The organism is Streptomyces sp. enrichment culture, from assembly GCF_964272895.1.
Lineage (GTDB): Bacteria > Actinomycetota > Actinomycetes > Streptomycetales > Streptomycetaceae > Streptomyces.
The window spans coordinates 2214025-2231066 of record NZ_OZ186832.1 but is presented as its reverse complement, the minus strand read 5'-3'; the positions used below and the strand labels follow the sequence as shown (position 1 = coordinate 2231066).

Sequence of the window (17042 nt, the reverse complement as noted above, 5' to 3'; positions counted from 1 at the left end):
TTCCGACCTCCCCCGTCGAACGGCCGTCGCGACGCGCACACACGCATTTCGCACGCATGCTATTCGAACGGACGTCGTGAGGGGCCGACTCCGGCCACTCCCCGCCCGAACGAGCCATGAATTCCTCATGGTCCGGTCCCTGAAAGGGCCATCACGGACCGAGGAGGCACGCACTGTCGGCCGAGGTCCGCGCATGGGACCGTCGTGGTACTTCGCCGAGTACGGGGATGCCGAGCGCATCCAGTACGTCCCTTCCAAGCCACCTGGGGACCAGATGGACATCACCCTGCTGGGGTCGTTCAGCGCGGACACGGACGGCTCTCCTGTGCTGCCGTCCGCCGCGAAACTGCGCCAGATCCTGGCCCTGCTGGCTCTGCACGGCAACCGAGTCGTTCCCGTGTCGATGATCATGGAGGAGCTCTGGGGCTACGCACCGCCCCGCAGCGGGCCCACCACCCTGCAGACCTACATCCTGCGGCTGCGCCGGATGATCAACGCCTCCGTCCGCGGCCGCTGCGACGCCAAGGACATCCTGGAATACCGCTACGGCGGCTACCGCCTGAGCGTGCCCACCGGCTGCGTCGACGTCCTCGAGTACGACCGGCTCGCCGCCGAGGGCCAGCGGGCCTTCGACGACGGCGAGGACGAGGCCGCGGTGAAGGTGTTCCGCGAGGCGCTCGACCTGTGGCGCGGCCCCGCGCTGGCGGACATCCGCTGCGGCGCGCTGCTGGAGATCGAGCGGGTACGGCTGGAGGAGAGCCGGCTCGGTGTGCTGGAGCGCCGCTTCGACGCCGAGCTGCACCTGGGCCGGCACGCCGAACTCCTCACCGAGCTGGTCGTCCTGACCGCCCAGCAGCCCCTGCACGAGGGGCTGCACGCCCAGCACATGATCGCGCTGTACCGCTCCGGGCGGCCCTCCGAGGCGCTGGCGGTCTTCACCAAGCTGCGCGGCCGTCTCGTGGAGGACCTGGGTCTGGAGCCCTCGCCCCGGCTGCAGCGGCTCCAGCGTGCGGTGCTCGGCGGCGACCTGGTGCTGGACCGCCCGCAGCGGGGCGCGGGCCGCCGCACCCTGGACATGTTCGCGGCGTGAGCGAGGAGGGCCGCGATGGCGGCCGGATCGCGCGGCCCGCTACTCGCCGAGCAGCGACTCCTGGTCGTCGAAGAGGGCGGCCTGCTCGGCCCGTTCGTCGTCGCGCAGCTGCTTGTTGCGGGTGCCGACGACGACCGCGGTGACCGCCGCGGTCACGGCGAGCGCGGCCGGGACCATCCAGCCGCGGTCGAAGACATGGCCGAGGGCGTGGTCGAGGGAGAGCCGGCCGGGGCCGGTGACCGCGAGGCCGGTGGCGGCCAGGCCGAGCGTCGCGGCGTACTCGTAGCCGCCGCCCTGGTTGAAGAAGCCGTTCGGGGTGTGCACGGCCGCCGCGCCCGCCATCGCCCCGGCCGCCGCCGCCCCGGCCGCGGGCGTGGCCAGGCCCAGCATCAGCAGGGTGCCGCCGCCCGTCTCGGCGAGCCCGGCCGCGGTGGCGCTGGCCTTGCCCGGCCGGTAGCCGACGGACTCCATGAACTGGCCGGTGCCCTCGATGCCATGGCCGCCGAACCAGCCGAACAGCTTCTGCGTGCCGTGCGCGGCGAGCACCCCGCCGGCGCCCAGCCTGAGCAGCAGGAGGCCCAGATCACGTCGGTCGTAGCAGGTCACGATGACTCCCGGAGAGACGGCCGGCTTCGTTGCTCCACCGTCCCACCGGCAGTGCCGGGCGGCCCGGTGCGGACCGCCGTTCGGGTGGCCGCCCGCCCGGTGGCCCGCTCCGGTGGCGGGTGCCGGGGCCCGGTGTGAGGCTGACCGCATGACCATTCAGACCGCCAAGCTCAGCGACCCGGCCGTCCGTGCTTTCGTCAGCGCCGTGAACGCGCACGACCGCGAGAGGTTCATGGATCTGCTCGCGCCCGGTGCGACCATGGCGGACGACGGCGTCGACCGGGACCTCGCCGAGTGGATCGACAGCGAGATCTTCTCCTCCAACGGCCATCTGGATGTCGACCGGGAGTCGAACGACGGCCGTGACCTCGTCGCCCACTACCGCAACGACACCTGGGGCGAGATGCGCACCCGCTGGCACTTCGAGGTCGAGGACGGCAAGATCTCCCGCTTCGAGACGGGCCAGGCCTGAGCGACGTCACGGGTCTGAGCGACATACGTCCGGGGAACCTCGTCCGGGCGTGCGGCAGCCGTTCCACGGGCTGGTGGAGTTCCGTGGAACGGCTGCCGCCTTCCCCCCCTGGGAGTTGGCCGGAACCACAGAGCCTCATATGTGAAGCTCTTGTGGAGGAAAGTCGACCATACCTCCCCGGTCCGCCGCAATAGGCGGAACGTCGGATTTCGGTCGGCCAACTCGCCTCAGCCGCGGCCCACGTACGGCATCGCCGTCGCCAGCACCGTCGCGAACTGCACGTTCGCCTCCAGCGGCAGCTCCGCCATGTGCCGTACCGTGCGCGCCACATCGGCCACGTCCATCACCGGCTCCGGCCTGATCTCGCCGTCGGCCTGGAGCGCGCCCGTCTGCATCCGGGCCGTCATGTCCGTCGCCGCGTTGCCGATGTCGATCTGGCCGACGGCGATGTGGTGGGCCCGCCCGTCCAGCGACAGCGACTTGGTCAGGCCGGTCAGCGCGTGCTTGGTGGCCGTGTAGGCGACCGAGTGCGGGCGCGGGGTGTGCGCCGAGATCGACCCGTTGTTGATGATCCGGCCGCCCTGCGGGTCCTGCTCCTTCATCTGCCGGTACGCCGCCTGCGCGCACAGGAACGCCCCGTTGAGGTTGGTGTCCACCACGTGCCGCCACGCCTCGTAGGGCAGCTCCTCCACCGGCACCCCGCCCGGCCCGAACGTGCCCGCGTTGTTGAACAGCAGGTCCACGCGGCCGAAGCGGTCCACCGTCGCCGCGAACAGCGCCGCCACGTCCTCGGGCCGTGACACGTCCGTCCGCACGGCGAGCGAGGCCCCCTCGGGCACCAGGGCCGCCGTCTCCTCCAGGGCCTCGGCGCGGCGGCCCGCCAGCGCCACCGACCAGCCGGCCCGCAGCAGTTCCACGGCGACCGCGCGGCCGATCCCGGAGCCCGCGCCGGTGACCACCGCGATCCTCTTGCCAGTTTCCACAGCGTTCATGGCCCCGCAGCGTACGGGACGGTCCGGAATGCGGAACTCATTCGTCCGCCATTCGGGTGTTGTGTACGTGTCAATGCGGCGTCGTCCGCGGTCACTGCAATGGCCCCCTGCACCATTCGCCAGGGGAGGACCGCATGACACCCGCCGCCCGCCGGCCCCACCACGCCCCCGAACTGCGCGCCGCCGCCCGCCGTCTCGGCCGCCGCCGCTTCCTCACCGTCACCGGTGCCGCCGCCGCACTCGCCTTCGCCGTGAACCTCCCGGCCGCCGGCACCGCGGCCGCCGCCGAACTCGACCCCGCCCGCATCACCGACGACCCCTTCACCCTCGGCGTCGCCTCCGGCGACCCCCAGCCCGGCTCCGTCCTGCTGTGGACCCGCCTGGCCCCCGCCCCCTACCAGCCCGACAGCGGCCTTCCCGCCCGACGTGTCCTGGTCCACTGGGAGTTGGCCCACGACGAGAACTTCCGCCGCATCGCCCGACGCGGCACCGCCTTCGCCCACCCCGAGTTCCACCACAGCGTCCACGTCGAGGTCTCCCACCTCGCCCCCGGCCGCACCTTCTACTACCGCTTCCGCACCGGCGGCTGGACCAGCGACACCGGCCGCACCCGCACCGCCCCGGCCGCCGGCGAGAGCCCCGCCGCGCTCCGCCTCGCCGCCGTCTCCTGCCAGGCGTACCACGACGGCTACTTCACCGCGTACCGCCATCTCGCCCAGGAGGACCTCGACGCCGTCCTTCACCTCGGCGACTACCTCTACGAGTACGCCGTGAACGCCACCGGCGGCTCCCGCGCCTACACCGACCGCACCCTGCCCGCCCTCTTCAACCGCGAGACGGTCACCCTGGAGGACTACCGGCTGCGGTACGCCCTCTACAAGACCGACCCCGACCTGCGCGCCGCCCACGCCGCGCACCCCTTCGTCGTCACCTGGGACGACCACGAGACCGAGAACAACTACGCCGGCGACACCCCCGAGAACAGCGTCCCGCCGGAGGAGTTCCTGCTGCGCCGCGCCTCCGCCTACCGCGCGTACTGGGAGAACCAGCCCCTGCGCAGGCCCCAGCTCCCCGACGGCCCCGACATGCGGCTCTACCGCCGCCTCACCTGGGGCGACCTCGCCCAGTTCGACATCCTCGACACCCGCCAGTACCGCTCCGACCAGGCGTACGGCGACGGCGCCCGGGTCCCCGGGCCCGAGGTCGACGACCCGGCGCGCACCATGACCGGCCAGACGCAGGAGCGGTGGCTGCTGGACGGGTGGCAGCGGTCGCGGGCGCTGTGGAACGTCGTACCGCAGCAGGTCGTCTTCTCGCAGCGGAAGTTCGACCTCACCGAGCCCTCACGGGTCTCCATGGACGCCTGGGACGGCTACCGGGCCTCGCGGCGCCGGGTGCTGGAGGGCGCGCGGGCGGCCGGGATCGAGAACCTGATGGTCCTGACCGGTGACGTCCACGTCGGCTACGGCTTCGACATCAAGGCCGACTTCGACGACCCCGCCTCCCGCACCCTCGGCACGGAGATCGTCGCCACGTCCGTCGCCAGCGGACGCGACGGCTCGGACCGGCCGGCGAACTGGGACACCTACATGACCGCCAACCCGCACCTGAAGTTCTACAACGGGCGCCGCGGCTATGTGACGGTCGAGCTGGGGCGCACCCAGGCGCGGGCCGACTACCGGACCGTGCCGTACGTGACGCGGCCGGGCGCGCCGGTGACGACGGCGGGCTCGTACGTCACGGAGGCGGGGAACCCCGGCCTCAAGCCCGCCTGAGCATCAGTCCGCGGGCGGCCAGGCGTCGCCCCACTGCGCGTCGCGCGCCGCCTTGTACAGGTCGCCGTGGCGCTTGGTGACCGTCGTGCGGCGCAGGTGCTCGTCGGCCTCGCACAGGTCGAGGAGCACCTGCCCCTTGCGGATCTGGGGGCGCCGTACGACCCGCGCGGCGGCCGGGGCCACGGGCAGGCGGGTCGCGGCGACATAGGCGAACTTCTCGTCCTCGTACGCCAGCGAGCCGCCCTTGACCTGCCGGTGCAGCGAGGAGCGGCTGACCCGCGCCGAGAAGTGGCACCAGTCCTCGCCGGGCACGATCGGACAGGCGGCGCTGTGCGGACAGGGCGCGGCGACCCGGAACCCGGCGGCGATCAGTCGGTCGCGGGCCTCGATCACACGGGCGTAGCCGTCGGGGGTGCCGGCCTCGACGATCACGACGGCCTGCGCGGCGGCCGCGGCTGCGTCGACGAGCGCGGCCCGGTCGGCCTCCGTCAATTCGTTGAGGACATAGGAGGCGGTGACGAGGTCGGTGCTGCCGAGGCCGAGAGCCCCGCCGATCCTCGCGCGCCGCCACCGTACGCCGTGCAGGTCCGGGTGGGCGGCGGCGATCTCCCGCCCCAGCGCGAGCGCCGGCTCGGCCCAGTCGAGGACGGTCACCTCCCGCGGCCCGCCCCAGGTGGCATGCACCGCCCAGGTCGCGGCACCGGTCCCGCCCCCGACGTCGACATGGCTGCCGGGCACCCAGCCGGGCACCGCCGCCGCGAACGCCTCCAGCGCCGCCGCCACCGCCTCGAACGTCGCCGGCATCCGGTACGCGGCATACGCCGCCACATCCGCCCGGTCCCGCAGGATCGGCGCGTCCGTCGGGGTGGCCCCCCGGTAATGGGAGATCAGCCGCTCGACCGCCTGCGCGGCCTGCCGCGGCGGCAACCCGTCGAGCAGCCCGGCAAGGGCGGCGCGCAGGGTCTCGGCGGGGGATACGGGGACGTTCACCCGACGATTCTCGCAGGTGTCCGCTCAGGCGGCTTCCGCCGGATAGCGCACCCCGATGCGGTCGCGGATCGCGTCCAGGGTGCGCATCACGGCGAGGGTGCCGTCGAGGGGGACGAGGGGCGACTCGGTCTCGCCGGCCCGCAGGGCGCGCATGACCTCGCGGGCCTCGTGCTTGAGGCTGGCGCGGGGACCGTCGGCCGGGTCGAGGGTGAACTCCTCGGGGTCGCGGCCGTCGCGGTGCAGGACGAAGCGGTCGGGGTGGAAGAAGCCGTAGGGGACGTCGATGCGGCCCCGCGAGCCGGTGACGGACGCCTGGACCGCCGTACCGCCGACGATGGAGCAGTGCACCGAGGCCAGAGCACCGCTCTGCCAGGAGAGCAGGGCACCCGTCTGGAGGTCGACGCCCTCGTCCGAGAGCACCGCCGTGGCCGTCACGTCCGCCGGCTCGCCGAGCAGCAGCTGGGCGAACGACACCGGGTACACGCCCAGGTCCAGCAGTGCGCCTCCGCCCTGCGCGGGGTCACGCAGCCGGTGCGCGGGCGGGAAGGGGCCGGACAGCCCGAAGTCCGCCTGCACGCTGCGCACGTCACCGATCGCGCCGTCGTCGACCAGCGCCTTCAGCCGCCGTATCAGCGGGTTGCAGTACATCCACATGGCCTCCATCAGGAAGCTGCCGCGCTCACGGGCCAGCGCGACCAGTTCCTCGGCCTCGGAGGCGTTGAGCGTGAACGCCTTCTCGCACAGCACGTTGCGCCCCGCCTCCAGGCACAGCCCGGCCGCCGCCCGGTGCGCCGCGTGCGGGGTGGCGACGTACACGACGTCGACCTCGTCGTCCATGGCCAGCGCCGACCAGTCGCCGTACGCCCGCGGGATCCCGAAGCGTTCCGCGAACGCCTTCGCCGAGTCCTCGGAGCGCGAGGCCACCGCCACCACCTGCGCGTCCGGCAGATCCACCAGATCCGCCGTGAAGGCGGCCGCGATCCCGCCGGTCGCCAGAATCCCCCACCGCACGCCGTCCGTCGTCATTCCGTCCCGCCCCACCCGAGGTGACAATCAGCAGTCTGTTCGAGCTGAGAGCATAGGGAGCGCACGGCGCGACGAGCGAGGGGCAGGGCCATATGACCGAGGGCGGGGCGGCGACGCGCGATCTGTCTTCCACGGCCTCACCGCCGACCGGATCACCGGCCCGCGCCGCCCGCGCCACCGGACTGCTGGTCACCTTCGTGCTCGGCGGACTGACCGCGACGCCCCCGCTGGCCATGGACATGTACCTCCCGGCGCTCCCGGAGGTCACCCGCAGCCTGTCCGCGCCCGCCGCGACCGTGCAGCTCACGCTCACCGCGTGCCTGGCCGGCATGGCCCTCGGTCAGCTCGTGGTCGGCCCGATGAGCGACCGCTGGGGCCGGCGCCGCCCGCTGCTCGGCGGACTCCTGGTGTACGTCGTCGCCACCGCGCTGTGCGCCTTCGCGCCCACCGTCGAGACCCTGGTCGCCTTCCGGCTGGCGCAGGGGCTCGCGGGCTCCGCCGGGATCGTCATCGCGCGGGCGGTGGTCCGCGATCTGTACGACGGCACGGCGATGGCCCGGTTCTTCTCCACGCTGATGCTGATCTCGGGGGCCGCCCCGATCGTCGCGCCGCTGATCGGCGGACAGCTGCTGCGGGTGACGGACTGGCGGGGCGTGTTCGCCGTGCTCACGCTGATCGGCGTCCTGCTGACCGCGCTGGTGTGGACGAGGCTGCCGGAGACGCTGCCGCCGGCGCTGCGGCAGGCGGGCGGTGTCGGCGAGGCGCTGCGCGCGATGCGCGGGCTGCTGGCCGATCTGCCGTTCACCGGGTACGTGCTCACCGGCGGGTTCGCCTTCGCCGCGCTGTTCGCCTACATCGCCGCCTCGCCGTTCGTGATCCAGGAGATCCACGGCGCCTCGGCTCAGACGTTCGCCCTGCTGTTCGGCCTGAACTCGGTGGGGCTGGTCGCGGCCGGGCAGCTCAACGGCAAGGTGCTGGTCGGGCGGGTGCGCCTGGAGCGGGTGCTGGCCATGGGCCTCGGGATCGTCGTGCTCGCCGCGGGCGCGCTGCTGCTGATGTCGCTGGGGGTGTTCGGGGCGACGGGGCTCGGGCCGGTCGCCGCCGGGCTGTTCGTGCTGATGACGGCGATGGGCGTCACCCTGCCCAACGCCCAGACCCTCGCCCTGTCCCGCACCCGGCACGCGGCCGGTTCGGCGTCCGCGCTGCTGGGCGCGTCCTCGTTCCTGATCGGCGCGGTCGCCTCGCCGCTGGTCGGGATCGCCGGGGAGCACACCGCCGTGCCGATGGCCGTCGTCCAACTGGCGGCGGCGCTGGTGGCGGTGGGCTGCTTCGCCGGGCTGTGCCGGCCGTGGCGGACGCGGACGGGAGCCGCCGAGACCTCCGGGGAGGAGCGCTGAGCGCGCCGAGACTGCGTCCGGGCACGCCGGAACGGGCCGGCCTCGACCCCGCCGAGACCGACCGGCTGGTCCATGAGGTCCGCGGCCTGACCTCCGGGGAGCGCCCCTGGGCCGCGGGCGCCGTCGTCGTCGCCGGGCGCGGACCGGTGCTGGCGGTGGCCGAGGCCACGGGCTGGGCGGTGCGGTACGCGGGCTACGACCCGGTGACCGACCGGGGCGTCGAACTGCCGCCGCAGCGGCGGGTCGCCATGACCGTGGACACGCCCTTCGACCTGGCCTCGCTGACCAAGCTGTTCACCTCGGTGGCCGCGGTGCAGCAGATCGAGCGGGGCACGCTCGGCATCGACGCGCTGGTCGGCGCGTATCTGCCGGAGTTCCGCGGGGCGGCCGGGCACGGCATCACCGTACGGCAGCTGCTCACCCACACCTCGGGCCTGCGCCCCGAGCTGCCGCTGTACGACTGCGCCGACGCCGAGGAGCGGCTGGCACGGCTGCGGGCGGAGGCGCCGGTGGGCGCGCCCGGCAGCTATCTCTACTCCGACCTGAACATGCTGCTCCTCCAGCACCTGCTGGAGCGCCTCACCGGCCGCGGTCTCGACGTCCTGATCCACGAGGGCATCACCCGCCCCCTCGGCATGACGGCCACCCGCTTCGGCCCGTGCCCGGCCGCGGCGGCGACCGAGGACCAGCGCCGGCCCTGGGCGAAGGCGGACCGCGGGATGCTGCGGGGCGAGGTCCACGACGAGAACGCGTGGGCGCTGGGCGGGGTCGCCGGCCACGCGGGCCTCTTCTCCACGGGCCCCGACCTGGCGATCTTCTGCCGCACCCTGCTGGCCGGCGGCTCCCACGGCCCGGCCCGCATCCTCGGCCCCGACTTCGTGGAACTGCTGCTGACCCCGCCGGGCCTCGGCTTCGCCCTGGACCAGCCCTGGTTCATGGGCGAGCTGGCGGGCCGCGGCGCGGCGGGCCACACGGGCTTCACCGGAACGTCGCTGGTCCTGGACCCGGCGACGGACACGTTCCTGATCCTGCTGGCCAACACGGTCCACCCCCGCCGCCGCCCGGCGAACAGCGGCCCGAGGGCGGCGGCGGGCACGCGGATCGCCCGCGCGGTGCGGGCGGTACGGGGGGCGTGAAGCGGGGGCGGTACGGGGGCTGAGGCTCTGCGGGCGGTACGGCGGGCGTGCAGCGGTGCCGGTGACGGTGGCGCTCCGGCGACCTCCAGGCGAGACGTATCGTCTCGTCTCCTGCTATCGTCGCCGCATGGTCGACAAGCCCGCCCCCGACGCCAGCCGCCGCAGTGAGAAGTCCCGGCGCGCGATCTACGCGGCCGCCCTCGCCCTCGTCGGCGAGGTCGGCTACCCGAAGACCACCGTCGAGGGGATCGCCGCCCGCGCCGGGGTCGGCAAGCAGACGATCTACCGCTGGTGGTCCTCGAAGGCCGACGTGCTGCTGGAGGCGTTCCTGGACCTCGGCGAACAGGCGGCCCAGGCGGCCGGCGCCGACCCGGAGCAGCCCTACGGCATCCCCGACACCGGCGACATCGCCGCCGACCTCAAGGCCGTCCTGCGCGCCACCGTCGACGAACTCCTCGACCCCCGCTTCGAGGCCCCCTCCCGCGCCCTCGCCGCCGAGGGCCTGGTCAACGAGGAGCTCGGCCGGGTGTTCGTCGCCAAGCTCCTCGAACCCCAGCTCCAGCTCTACGTCGACCGGCTGCGCGCCGCCCAGGCCGCCGGCCAGGTCCGCCCCGAGGTCGACCCGCGCATCGCCCTCGAACTCTTCGTCTCCCCGCTCGCCCAGCGCTGGCTCCAGCACACCGGGCCGATCTCCTACGAGTACACCGACACCCTCGTCGACTACGCCCTGCACGGCCTCGCCCCGCGCCCCGCCTGACGCCCGGCACCCGGTGCCACCGCCGGGGCGGGACCGGCCCGCCGCACGTCCCGGAAATCCCGGCAAAGCATCCCATCAGGTGTGATCGGCGGTGTGGGGTATCTCTCGGCCTCTCTTCCCGGTTGTCCGCTCCGGCCCCCCGGGGCGCAGGATGGTGGGACCATGAGGCATGCTGTCCGCACAACAGCGAGGGCGAGGGGATAGATGAGCGCGGAGTTCGGTGGCCGGACCGGCCTGCGGGGCAAACTCACCCAGTGGCTGCGCAGAAGCGGCCCCGAGACCGCCGACGACGGCGGCCGTGAGGCCCTGCTGCTCGCCGCCGCCGGGGCGGGCCTGCCGCTCGCGCCCGCCGCGCACCCCGCCCCCGGATACCGCTGCTCCTGCGACCGCGTCGGCTGTCCCACCCCCGCGCGGCACCCGGTGTCGTTCGCCTGGCAGACGCAGTCCACCACCGACCGCGCGCAGATCGAGCGCTGGGCCCGCCACCAGCCGCAGGCCAACTTCATCACCGCGACCGGCATGGTCCACGACGTCCTCGACGTGCCCCTGGAGGCCGGACACGAGGCCCTGGAGCGGCTGCTCGCCGACGGTGTCGACGTCGGCCCGGTCGCCGCGAGCGACGACGGCCGCATGCTCTTCTTCACCCTCACCCGCGGCACCCCCGAGGACGAGGACGAGTGGTGGCCCTGCGAGCTGGACTGCCACCCCGAGACCATGGACGAGCACCCCGGCCTGCGCTGGCACTGCCGGGGCTCCTACGTCCTGGTGCCGCCCGCCCGGCTGCCGGGCGACGACGGCAGGACCGTCCACTGGGTACGGGGCCCGGAACACGCGCTGCCCGAACCGCTGACGCTCCTCGAGCACCTCACGGACGCGTGCGCGCGTCACGCCGGCCGGGACTCGGGCCACGCGGCCGCCTGGCCGCTACGGCACTGACACGCCCCAGGGGCGCGCCTCACTCGCCCTTCGCCGATGTCAGCCCCTGGATCCGGCCCAGCATCTGCACCGGACCCGACTTCGGGTCCAGCACCACCTCGTTGGACACGAACTCCATCGTCAGCGACTGCTTGATCTCACCCTTCGTCAGCGCCAGCACGTCGTCGTTCGGCGTCGGCACGGTCGCCCCCGCCGCCGCGGTCTGCTTCTCGAAGTGGCGCGTGGAGAAGAACACCAGCGCACCCCCGTCGGCCGTGCGCAGCCCCAGCGGGGCGTAGTCGCCCTGGGTCAGCGGCTCGTCGAGGTACTGGCGTACCAGACCGGGCCGCTTGGCGTTCTGCTCGCGCAGCTCACGCCAGTCGGAGGTGTGCGTGCCGTCGGCGAAGGCGGTGCCGCCCGCTTCGAGGTAGTCGACGTAGCTCTTGCTCAAGTCCTTGGGGGCGATGGCCAGTTCGGGGGCGTCGGCGGGGACGGCCGCCACATGCCCGTCCTCGTCCTTCTTGAACTCGGGCACCGCGCCCGGCGCCACCAGCGTCAGATACGCCACCTCCCAGGGCGCGCCCTGGGCGTCGCGGGTGAACACCAGCAGCCAGCGGGCGTCCCCGCCCTTGTTGGCCTTGGCGTCGGCGAGGAACCAGCGCGGCCAGCCCGCCTTCTCGACGATGGTGAACTCGGCGTCCGTCAGCTCCAGCGGGGTGTGGGACGGGTTGCCGTCGGGGTGGTTGACGCGTCCCGCCCTGAGCCGGGCGCCGTCGATGTCGGCGAGCGGACCGGTGACATGACGGGCGTCCAGCGAGCTGTCGTACGCCTTGTCGGCCGCGTTGTAGGCGGCGGTGAAGTCCCGCAGCGCCTGCTCGGCCTCGGCCCGGGTGGCGGCGGGGAGCACCTCGCGCTCGCCGTGCACGACCACGCATCCGCTCGCGGTCAGTGACATAGCGGTCAACGCCGCCGCTACGAGGGCGTTCCGGCCACGTCTGCGATACCTGGTCATCGGGCTCCCTCACGTTCTCCTTCCGGAGGCGAACCCTACCGGGGCGGATTTCCCGCCGGGCCGGGGGTGGGCCTTCGGCAGACTTGCCCCATGACGAAGCGCGCGAGGAGGGAACGGCTGCCCGGACTGGTGCTGGACGTGACGGGCCGGCCGGGTCCGCCGCCCCTGCGGTTCGAGACCGGCGGACACGACCGCATCCTGCTGCGCCAGGGCGGCCGCCCGGTCCTGCGGGGCCGCTTCGCGGGCGAGGGCTGCTGCCGTGACCTGCTGCTGCACCGCCTGCCGGACTACCGCTCACCCCTGCCGCCCCTGCGCTCCGACTGGCAGCGCGGCCCGGCCGCCCGCGCGCACCAGTACGCCCGTTGGCTGGAGGACGCCCCCGAGTCCCCACTGCACGACGGCCGTTGGCAGCTGATCGAGCGCGCCGCCTTCGCCCCCGGCATCTGGACCGAGGACTTCGTGCGGGACTGGCCCGACACCCGCCTGGAGATCCTGTGCGGCGGCGGCTGGCACGGCGTGCTGCCGCTGCGCGAGCTGTCCCCGCCCGACGCCGCCCGCGTGAAGGCGTACCGCAGACACGCCCGCGAGGGCACCCTCGCCCCCGTCCTGCTGTGGCGGGTGTCCTTCCTCGACGGCTGGGTGATCCTCGACGGCCACGACCGCGCCGTCGCCGCACTCGCCGAGGGCCGGCAGCCGCCCGGCGTGGAGCTGGTGCGGCTCCTCGACGAGCAGGCGTGGCGGCGCACGGCGGCCGAGATCACCGAGGCGTACGCCGGGCACGGGCACCGGCACGCCCGGGCGGAACGCGCCCACGGCGACGTCCTCGCCTCCCTGCCCTACGACGAGGGCGCCACCCCGCTCTGGCCCGGCCCGGTGGTTCAATTCCCCGGTGACTGACTACGACGTGCTGCGCGTGTTCTGCGCGGCGAACGGCGGCTACGGCAACGAACTGGGCGTCGTGCGCGACGGTTCCGTCCTGCCCGAGCGGGCCGACCGGCAGGAGCTGGCCGGCAAACTCGGGTTCAGCGAGACCGTGTTCGTCGACGACCCCGAGCGCGGTGTCGTCGACATCTACACGCCCACCCTCCGGCTGCCCTTCGCCGGCCACCCCTGCGTCGGCGCCGCCTGGCTGCTGGACGTGCCGGAGCTGGTCACCCCGGCCGGAGCAGTCGGCGCCCGCCAGGACGGGGAGTTCAGCTGGATCGAGGCCCGCGCCGAGTGGGCCCCGCCGCGCGCCTTGCGGCAGTACGCCTCGGCCGCCGAGGTGGACGCGCTGTCCGTGCCGCCCAAGGGCGAGTGGATCTACGCCTGGGCCTGGGAGGACGAGGCCGCGGGGCGCGTCCGGGCGCGCGGGTTCCCCGGCCGGGACGACGGCATCGACGAGGACGAGGCGACGGGCGCGGCGGCGCTGCTGCTCACGGAACAGCTGGGCCGGGCCCTGAACATCAGGCAGGGAGCGGGCTCCCAGATCCTGACGGCTCCGCAGCCGCACGGCTGGGTGGAGATAGGAGGACGGGTGCTGCTGGAGAGGTAACCACCCTGGTGCGGCGCGCCGCTCACGCCGACAAGGGGTACTCCGCGCCCAGCTCCCGGAAGACCTCGGTGTTCAAGGCGAACGCCCGCTTGCACTCCGCGACGATCCGCTGCCTAGCCAGCCGGTCCGCCCCGATCGCGTCCAGCAGTTCCCGGTAACCCCGCTTGAACGCGGCGGGGTTGGCGATGTCCTCGAAGACGTAGAACCGCACGCCGTCGCCCTTGCGCGCGAAGCCCCACGTCCGCTCCGCCTTGTCGCGGATGATCTGGCCGCCGGACAGGTCGCCCAGGTAGCGCGTGTAGTGGTGGGCGACATAGCCGCCGGGCCAGTGCTCGGCGCAGTACCGCACCCGGTCCGCGTACGCCCGGGTCGCCGGCAGCGCGCTCAGTCCCGCCCGCCAGTGCGGCCCGCGCAGGTGCCCGAGGTCCCGCTCCAGCGCGCCCAGCCGGAACAGCTCCGGCCGGACGAACGGCCCGGCGACCGGGTCGGCCGCCAGCCGCTCGGCGCCGCTCTCCAGGGCCTCGTACACGAACCACAGCTGCTCGGTGTAGCGCGCGTACGCGTCCACCCCGAGCCGGCCGCCGAGCAGGTCGCTCATGAACGTCGAGGTCTCCGCCTCCGTGTGCTGCTCCTGGGACGCGGTGCGGATGACGGTCGAGAAGGACTCCATGAGCCATATCCTCTGAAGTTAGGCTCACCTAAGTCAATAGGTTTGCCGACAGTCTGTCGGTAAAAGCCTACCGGGAAAAGCCCGCCCCCACAGGAGGGCGGGCTTCGGCCGTGACCGGGAGCGGGGCGGCGCTCACGGGAGCGTGAGGATCTCCGCCCCGCTCTCCGTCACCACCAGCGTGTGCTCGAACTGCGCGGTGCGCTTGCGGTCCTTCGTCACGACCGTCCAGCCGTCGTCCCACATGTCGTACTCATGGGTGCCGAGCGTCAGCATCGGCTCGATCGTGAAGGTCATCCCCGGCTGCATGACCGTCGTGGCGTGCGGGCTGTCGTAGTGCGGGATGATCAGCCCGGAGTGGAACGACGAGTTGATGCCGTGCCCGGTGAAGTCCCGCACCACGCCGTAGCCGAAGCGCTTGGCGTACGACTCGATGACCCGGCCGATGACATTGATCTGCCGGCCCGGCTTGACCGCCTTGATGGCCCGGTTCAGGGACTCGCGGGTGCGTTCCACCAGCAGGCGGCTCTCCTCGTCGACATCCCCGACGAGATAGGTCGCGTTGTTGTCGCCGTGCACCCCGCCGATGTACGCCGTCACGTCCAGGTTGACGATGTCGCCGTCGCGCAGCACCGTCGAGTCCGGGATGCCGTGGCAGATGACCTCGTTGACGCTGGTGCACAGCGACTTGGGGAAGCCGCGGTAGCCGAGCGTGGAGGGGTAGGCGCCGTGGTCGCACAGAAACTCGTGCGCCACCTTGTCCAGCTCGTCCGTGGTGACGCCGGGCGCGATGATCTTCGCGGCCTCCGCCATCGCCTGCGCGGCGATCCGGCCCGCGACGCGCATGGCCTCGATCGTCTCGGGCGTCTGCACCTCCGGACCGGTGTACGGCGCCGGCGCCGGCTTGCCGACGTACTCGGGGCGCCGGATGTTTCCGGGTACGGAACGGGTGGGAGAGAGCTCCCCTGGTACGAGCAGCGACTGGCCAGACATGCCAGCGAGTCTAAGACAGCCGCCATGGGGGACCATGACCGTGGCGATCCACGGCGAAAGGAGCCGGTCATGGCCCTGTTCAAGAAGCGCACCGTCGGCAAGCCGGGCGAGTGGTACTACTGCCTGGAGCACAAGAAGGTCGAGGAGGGGCCGGAGTGCCCCAACAAGGACCGCTTCGGCCCGTACGCCACCCGCGTCGAGGCGGAGCGGGCCATGGAGACCGCCCGCGAGCGCAACCTGGAGTGGGAGACCGACCCCCGCTGGCACGACGCGTCCGAGGGCCGGAGCACCGACGGCGGCTGACGACCGGGCCGGCGGCAGCCGGTCAGGCGCGGGCCGCCGCCTTCGCCGCCGCGGCGGCCTCCCGCTGCTCCCGCACCCGCGCCGCGTGCTCGTCCGTGCGGGCGTCGTACGTCATCAGCTTCGGCAAGCACAGCGCCAGCAGCCCCACCGCCCCCGCGCACAGCAGTCCGCCGGACCAGACCGACGCCCGTACGCCCCACCAGGCGGCGAAGCCGCCCGACCGGACCTGGCCCAGGGTCGGGCCGACCGAGTAGGACAGCAGCTCGATCCCGGCGAGCCGGCCGCGCAGCTCGTCGGGGATCGTCTGGTTCCACATCACCCCGCGGAAGATCCCGCTGACCATGTCGCAGCCGCCGGCCACGGTCAGGAACAGCAGCACCAGCCAGATGTTGCCCGAGGTGCCGGCGGCCGCGATCGCCAGGCCCCACAGGGCCGCCGCCAGCACCACCATCCGCCCGTGCCGGTGGATCCGCGCGGTCCAGCCGCTGGTCACGCTCACCAGCAGCGAGCCCAGCGGCACGGTGGCGTACATCAGCCCCAGCGCCCACTGGGCGTCCAGCTCGTCCGCGAGGAACGGCAGCACGGCCAGCGGCATCGCCAGGAACATCGCCGCCAGGTCGACGGCGTAGGTGCCGAGCAGCTCCTTGCGGCTCCAGGCGTAGCGGGCGCCCTCGGCGATCGCCCGCAGCGACGGCTTGACGGCGTCGTGCGAGGCGGGGGAGGAGGCGAGCGGCCAGATCAGCGCCACCGACACCACGAAGGTGAGCAGATCCGCCGCGTACGCCCAGCCCAGCCCCGCGTACGCCACGACCACGCCCGCCAGCGCCGGGCCCGCGACGCCGCCGACCGTCCAGCGCAGGGAGTTCAGCGAGGCCGCCGCCGGGAGGTGCTCGTGCGCCACGATCCGCGGCCACAGCGAGTCCAGCGCGGGCCGCTGCACCGACACCAGCGCCGAGGACAGGGCGGCGACGAGATACAGCGGCCATACGGCCGGCTCCGGCAGCAGCGCGTTGACCAGCAGCAACGCGCTCAGCACACCCTGCCCGGCCTCGGTCCACACGATCAGCGCGCGCTTGTCCAACGCGTCGGCGAGCGCACCGCCGTACAGCCCGAACACGATCAGCGGGATCAGCTCCACCGCCCCGATCGCCCCGACCGCCACCGCCGACCCCGTCAGCTCCTTGATCTGCACCGGCAGCGCGACGAACGTCAGAAAACTGCCGAACGTCGAGATCGCACCCGACACCCACAGCAGCCGGAAGTCCCGCGAGGCCCGCCACGGAGCCAGATCGGGCAGCACGGAACGCCGCCGCGAGGGCGCCTCGGCGGCGGGAGAGTCGGGGGAATCATCGATCACGACGGGCCATGCTCGACGCG

Annotated in this window: 18 protein-coding genes; 10 read left to right on the top strand and 8 right to left on the bottom strand. The window is 73.4% G+C overall.

Annotated features, from left to right (window positions below; genetic code table 11):
- Window positions 1-274 precede the first annotated feature (274 nt).
- The gene (locus tag ACSU6M_RS10115; protein ID WP_437075086.1) at window positions 275-1090 is read left to right on the top strand and encodes an AfsR/SARP family transcriptional regulator; all 816 of its coding nucleotides are present in this window, start codon (window positions 275-277) and stop codon (window positions 1088-1090) included.
- Window positions 1091-1129: 39 nt separating this feature from the next.
- Here ACSU6M_RS10115 and ACSU6M_RS10110 read toward each other — a convergent pair whose 3' ends face one another.
- Complete coding sequence (locus ACSU6M_RS10110) at window positions 1130-1696, bottom strand: DoxX family protein (protein WP_437068880.1); 567 nt, start codon at window positions 1694-1696, stop codon at window positions 1130-1132.
- 148 nt (window positions 1697-1844) lie between these two features.
- Here ACSU6M_RS10110 and ACSU6M_RS10105 point away from each other — a divergent pair, with 148 nt between their 5' ends.
- Window positions 1845-2168: a nuclear transport factor 2 family protein gene (locus ACSU6M_RS10105; RefSeq protein ID WP_437068879.1), complete on the top strand. Its 324-nt coding sequence runs from the start codon at window positions 1845-1847 to the stop codon at window positions 2166-2168.
- A 227-nt stretch (window positions 2169-2395) separates the two neighbouring features.
- Here ACSU6M_RS10105 and ACSU6M_RS10100 read toward each other — a convergent pair whose 3' ends face one another.
- Complete coding sequence (locus tag ACSU6M_RS10100) at window positions 2396-3160, bottom strand: SDR family oxidoreductase (RefSeq protein WP_437068877.1); 765 nt, start codon at window positions 3158-3160, stop codon at window positions 2396-2398.
- A gap of 134 nt (window positions 3161-3294) precedes the next feature.
- Between ACSU6M_RS10100 and ACSU6M_RS10095 the strand changes: the two genes are divergently transcribed.
- Window positions 3295-4935, top strand: a complete 1641-nt coding sequence (locus ACSU6M_RS10095; RefSeq protein ID WP_437068876.1) for an alkaline phosphatase D family protein — start codon at window positions 3295-3297, stop codon at window positions 4933-4935.
- A gap of 3 nt (window positions 4936-4938) precedes the next feature.
- On the opposite strand, the gene ACSU6M_RS10090 is transcribed toward ACSU6M_RS10095, so the two are convergent.
- Entirely contained in the window at window positions 4939-5925 is a 987-nt protein-coding gene (locus ACSU6M_RS10090; protein ID WP_437068875.1) for a small ribosomal subunit Rsm22 family protein, read from the bottom strand.
- A 24-nt stretch (window positions 5926-5949) separates the two neighbouring features.
- A complete protein-coding gene (locus tag ACSU6M_RS10085) occupies window positions 5950-6951 on the bottom strand; it encodes a Gfo/Idh/MocA family protein (RefSeq protein WP_437068874.1) in 1002 nt (333 codons plus the stop codon).
- Between the two features lie 92 nt (window positions 6952-7043).
- Here ACSU6M_RS10085 and ACSU6M_RS10080 point away from each other — a divergent pair, with 92 nt between their 5' ends.
- The 4 genes from ACSU6M_RS10080 (at window position 7044) to ACSU6M_RS10065 (ending at window position 11177) form a co-directional block, all read left to right on the top strand.
- Window positions 7044-8348: a multidrug effflux MFS transporter gene (locus ACSU6M_RS10080; RefSeq protein ID WP_437068872.1), complete on the top strand. Its 1305-nt coding sequence runs from the start codon at window positions 7044-7046 to the stop codon at window positions 8346-8348.
- Window positions 8300-9484, top strand: coding sequence for a serine hydrolase domain-containing protein (locus ACSU6M_RS10075; protein WP_437068870.1), 1185 nt, complete (start codon window positions 8300-8302; stop codon window positions 9482-9484). Before ACSU6M_RS10080 ends, ACSU6M_RS10075 begins: the two co-directional genes overlap by 49 nt.
- A gap of 127 nt (window positions 9485-9611) precedes the next feature.
- A complete protein-coding gene (locus tag ACSU6M_RS10070; protein WP_437068868.1) occupies window positions 9612-10241 on the top strand; it encodes a TetR/AcrR family transcriptional regulator in 630 nt (209 codons plus the stop codon).
- Between the two features lie 204 nt (window positions 10242-10445).
- Window positions 10446-11177 (top strand): bifunctional DNA primase/polymerase, encoded by a 732-nt coding sequence (locus ACSU6M_RS10065; RefSeq protein ID WP_437068867.1) that lies wholly within the window; start codon window positions 10446-10448, stop codon window positions 11175-11177.
- Window positions 11178-11196: 19 nt separating this feature from the next.
- Here ACSU6M_RS10065 and ACSU6M_RS10060 read toward each other — a convergent pair whose 3' ends face one another.
- Window positions 11197-12111 carry a hypothetical protein gene (locus tag ACSU6M_RS10060; RefSeq protein WP_437068866.1) on the bottom strand — a complete coding sequence of 305 codons (915 nt, stop codon included), beginning with the start codon at window positions 12109-12111 and terminating at the stop codon, window positions 11197-11199.
- A gap of 147 nt (window positions 12112-12258) precedes the next feature.
- Here ACSU6M_RS10060 and ACSU6M_RS10055 point away from each other — a divergent pair, with 147 nt between their 5' ends.
- Both ACSU6M_RS10055 and ACSU6M_RS10050 read left to right on the top strand, forming a co-directional pair.
- Window positions 12259-13065, top strand: a complete 807-nt coding sequence (locus ACSU6M_RS10055) for a hypothetical protein (protein WP_437068864.1) — start codon at window positions 12259-12261, stop codon at window positions 13063-13065.
- Window positions 13058-13702, top strand: a complete 645-nt coding sequence (locus ACSU6M_RS10050; protein WP_437068863.1) for a PhzF family phenazine biosynthesis protein — start codon at window positions 13058-13060, stop codon at window positions 13700-13702. Before ACSU6M_RS10055 ends, ACSU6M_RS10050 begins: the two co-directional genes overlap by 8 nt.
- Before the next feature lie 22 nt (window positions 13703-13724).
- Here the strand turns inward: ACSU6M_RS10050 and ACSU6M_RS10045 are convergent, their stop codons facing one another.
- Together ACSU6M_RS10045 and map are read right to left on the bottom strand one after the other, a co-directional pair.
- The gene (locus tag ACSU6M_RS10045) at window positions 13725-14372 is read right to left on the bottom strand and encodes a heme oxygenase (biliverdin-producing) (RefSeq protein WP_437068862.1); all 648 of its coding nucleotides are present in this window, start codon (window positions 14370-14372) and stop codon (window positions 13725-13727) included.
- 132 nt (window positions 14373-14504) lie between these two features.
- Window positions 14505-15362: a type I methionyl aminopeptidase gene (map, locus tag ACSU6M_RS10040; protein ID WP_437068860.1), complete on the bottom strand. Its 858-nt coding sequence runs from the start codon at window positions 15360-15362 to the stop codon at window positions 14505-14507.
- 69 nt (window positions 15363-15431) lie between these two features.
- Here map and ACSU6M_RS10035 point away from each other — a divergent pair, with 69 nt between their 5' ends.
- Window positions 15432-15665 (top strand): hypothetical protein, encoded by a 234-nt coding sequence (locus ACSU6M_RS10035; RefSeq protein WP_437068858.1) that lies wholly within the window; start codon window positions 15432-15434, stop codon window positions 15663-15665.
- A 22-nt stretch (window positions 15666-15687) separates the two neighbouring features.
- Here ACSU6M_RS10035 and ACSU6M_RS10030 read toward each other — a convergent pair whose 3' ends face one another.
- Window positions 15688-17022 (bottom strand): MFS transporter, encoded by a 1335-nt coding sequence (locus ACSU6M_RS10030; protein WP_437068856.1) that lies wholly within the window; start codon window positions 17020-17022, stop codon window positions 15688-15690.
- Window positions 17023-17042 lie beyond the last annotated feature (20 nt).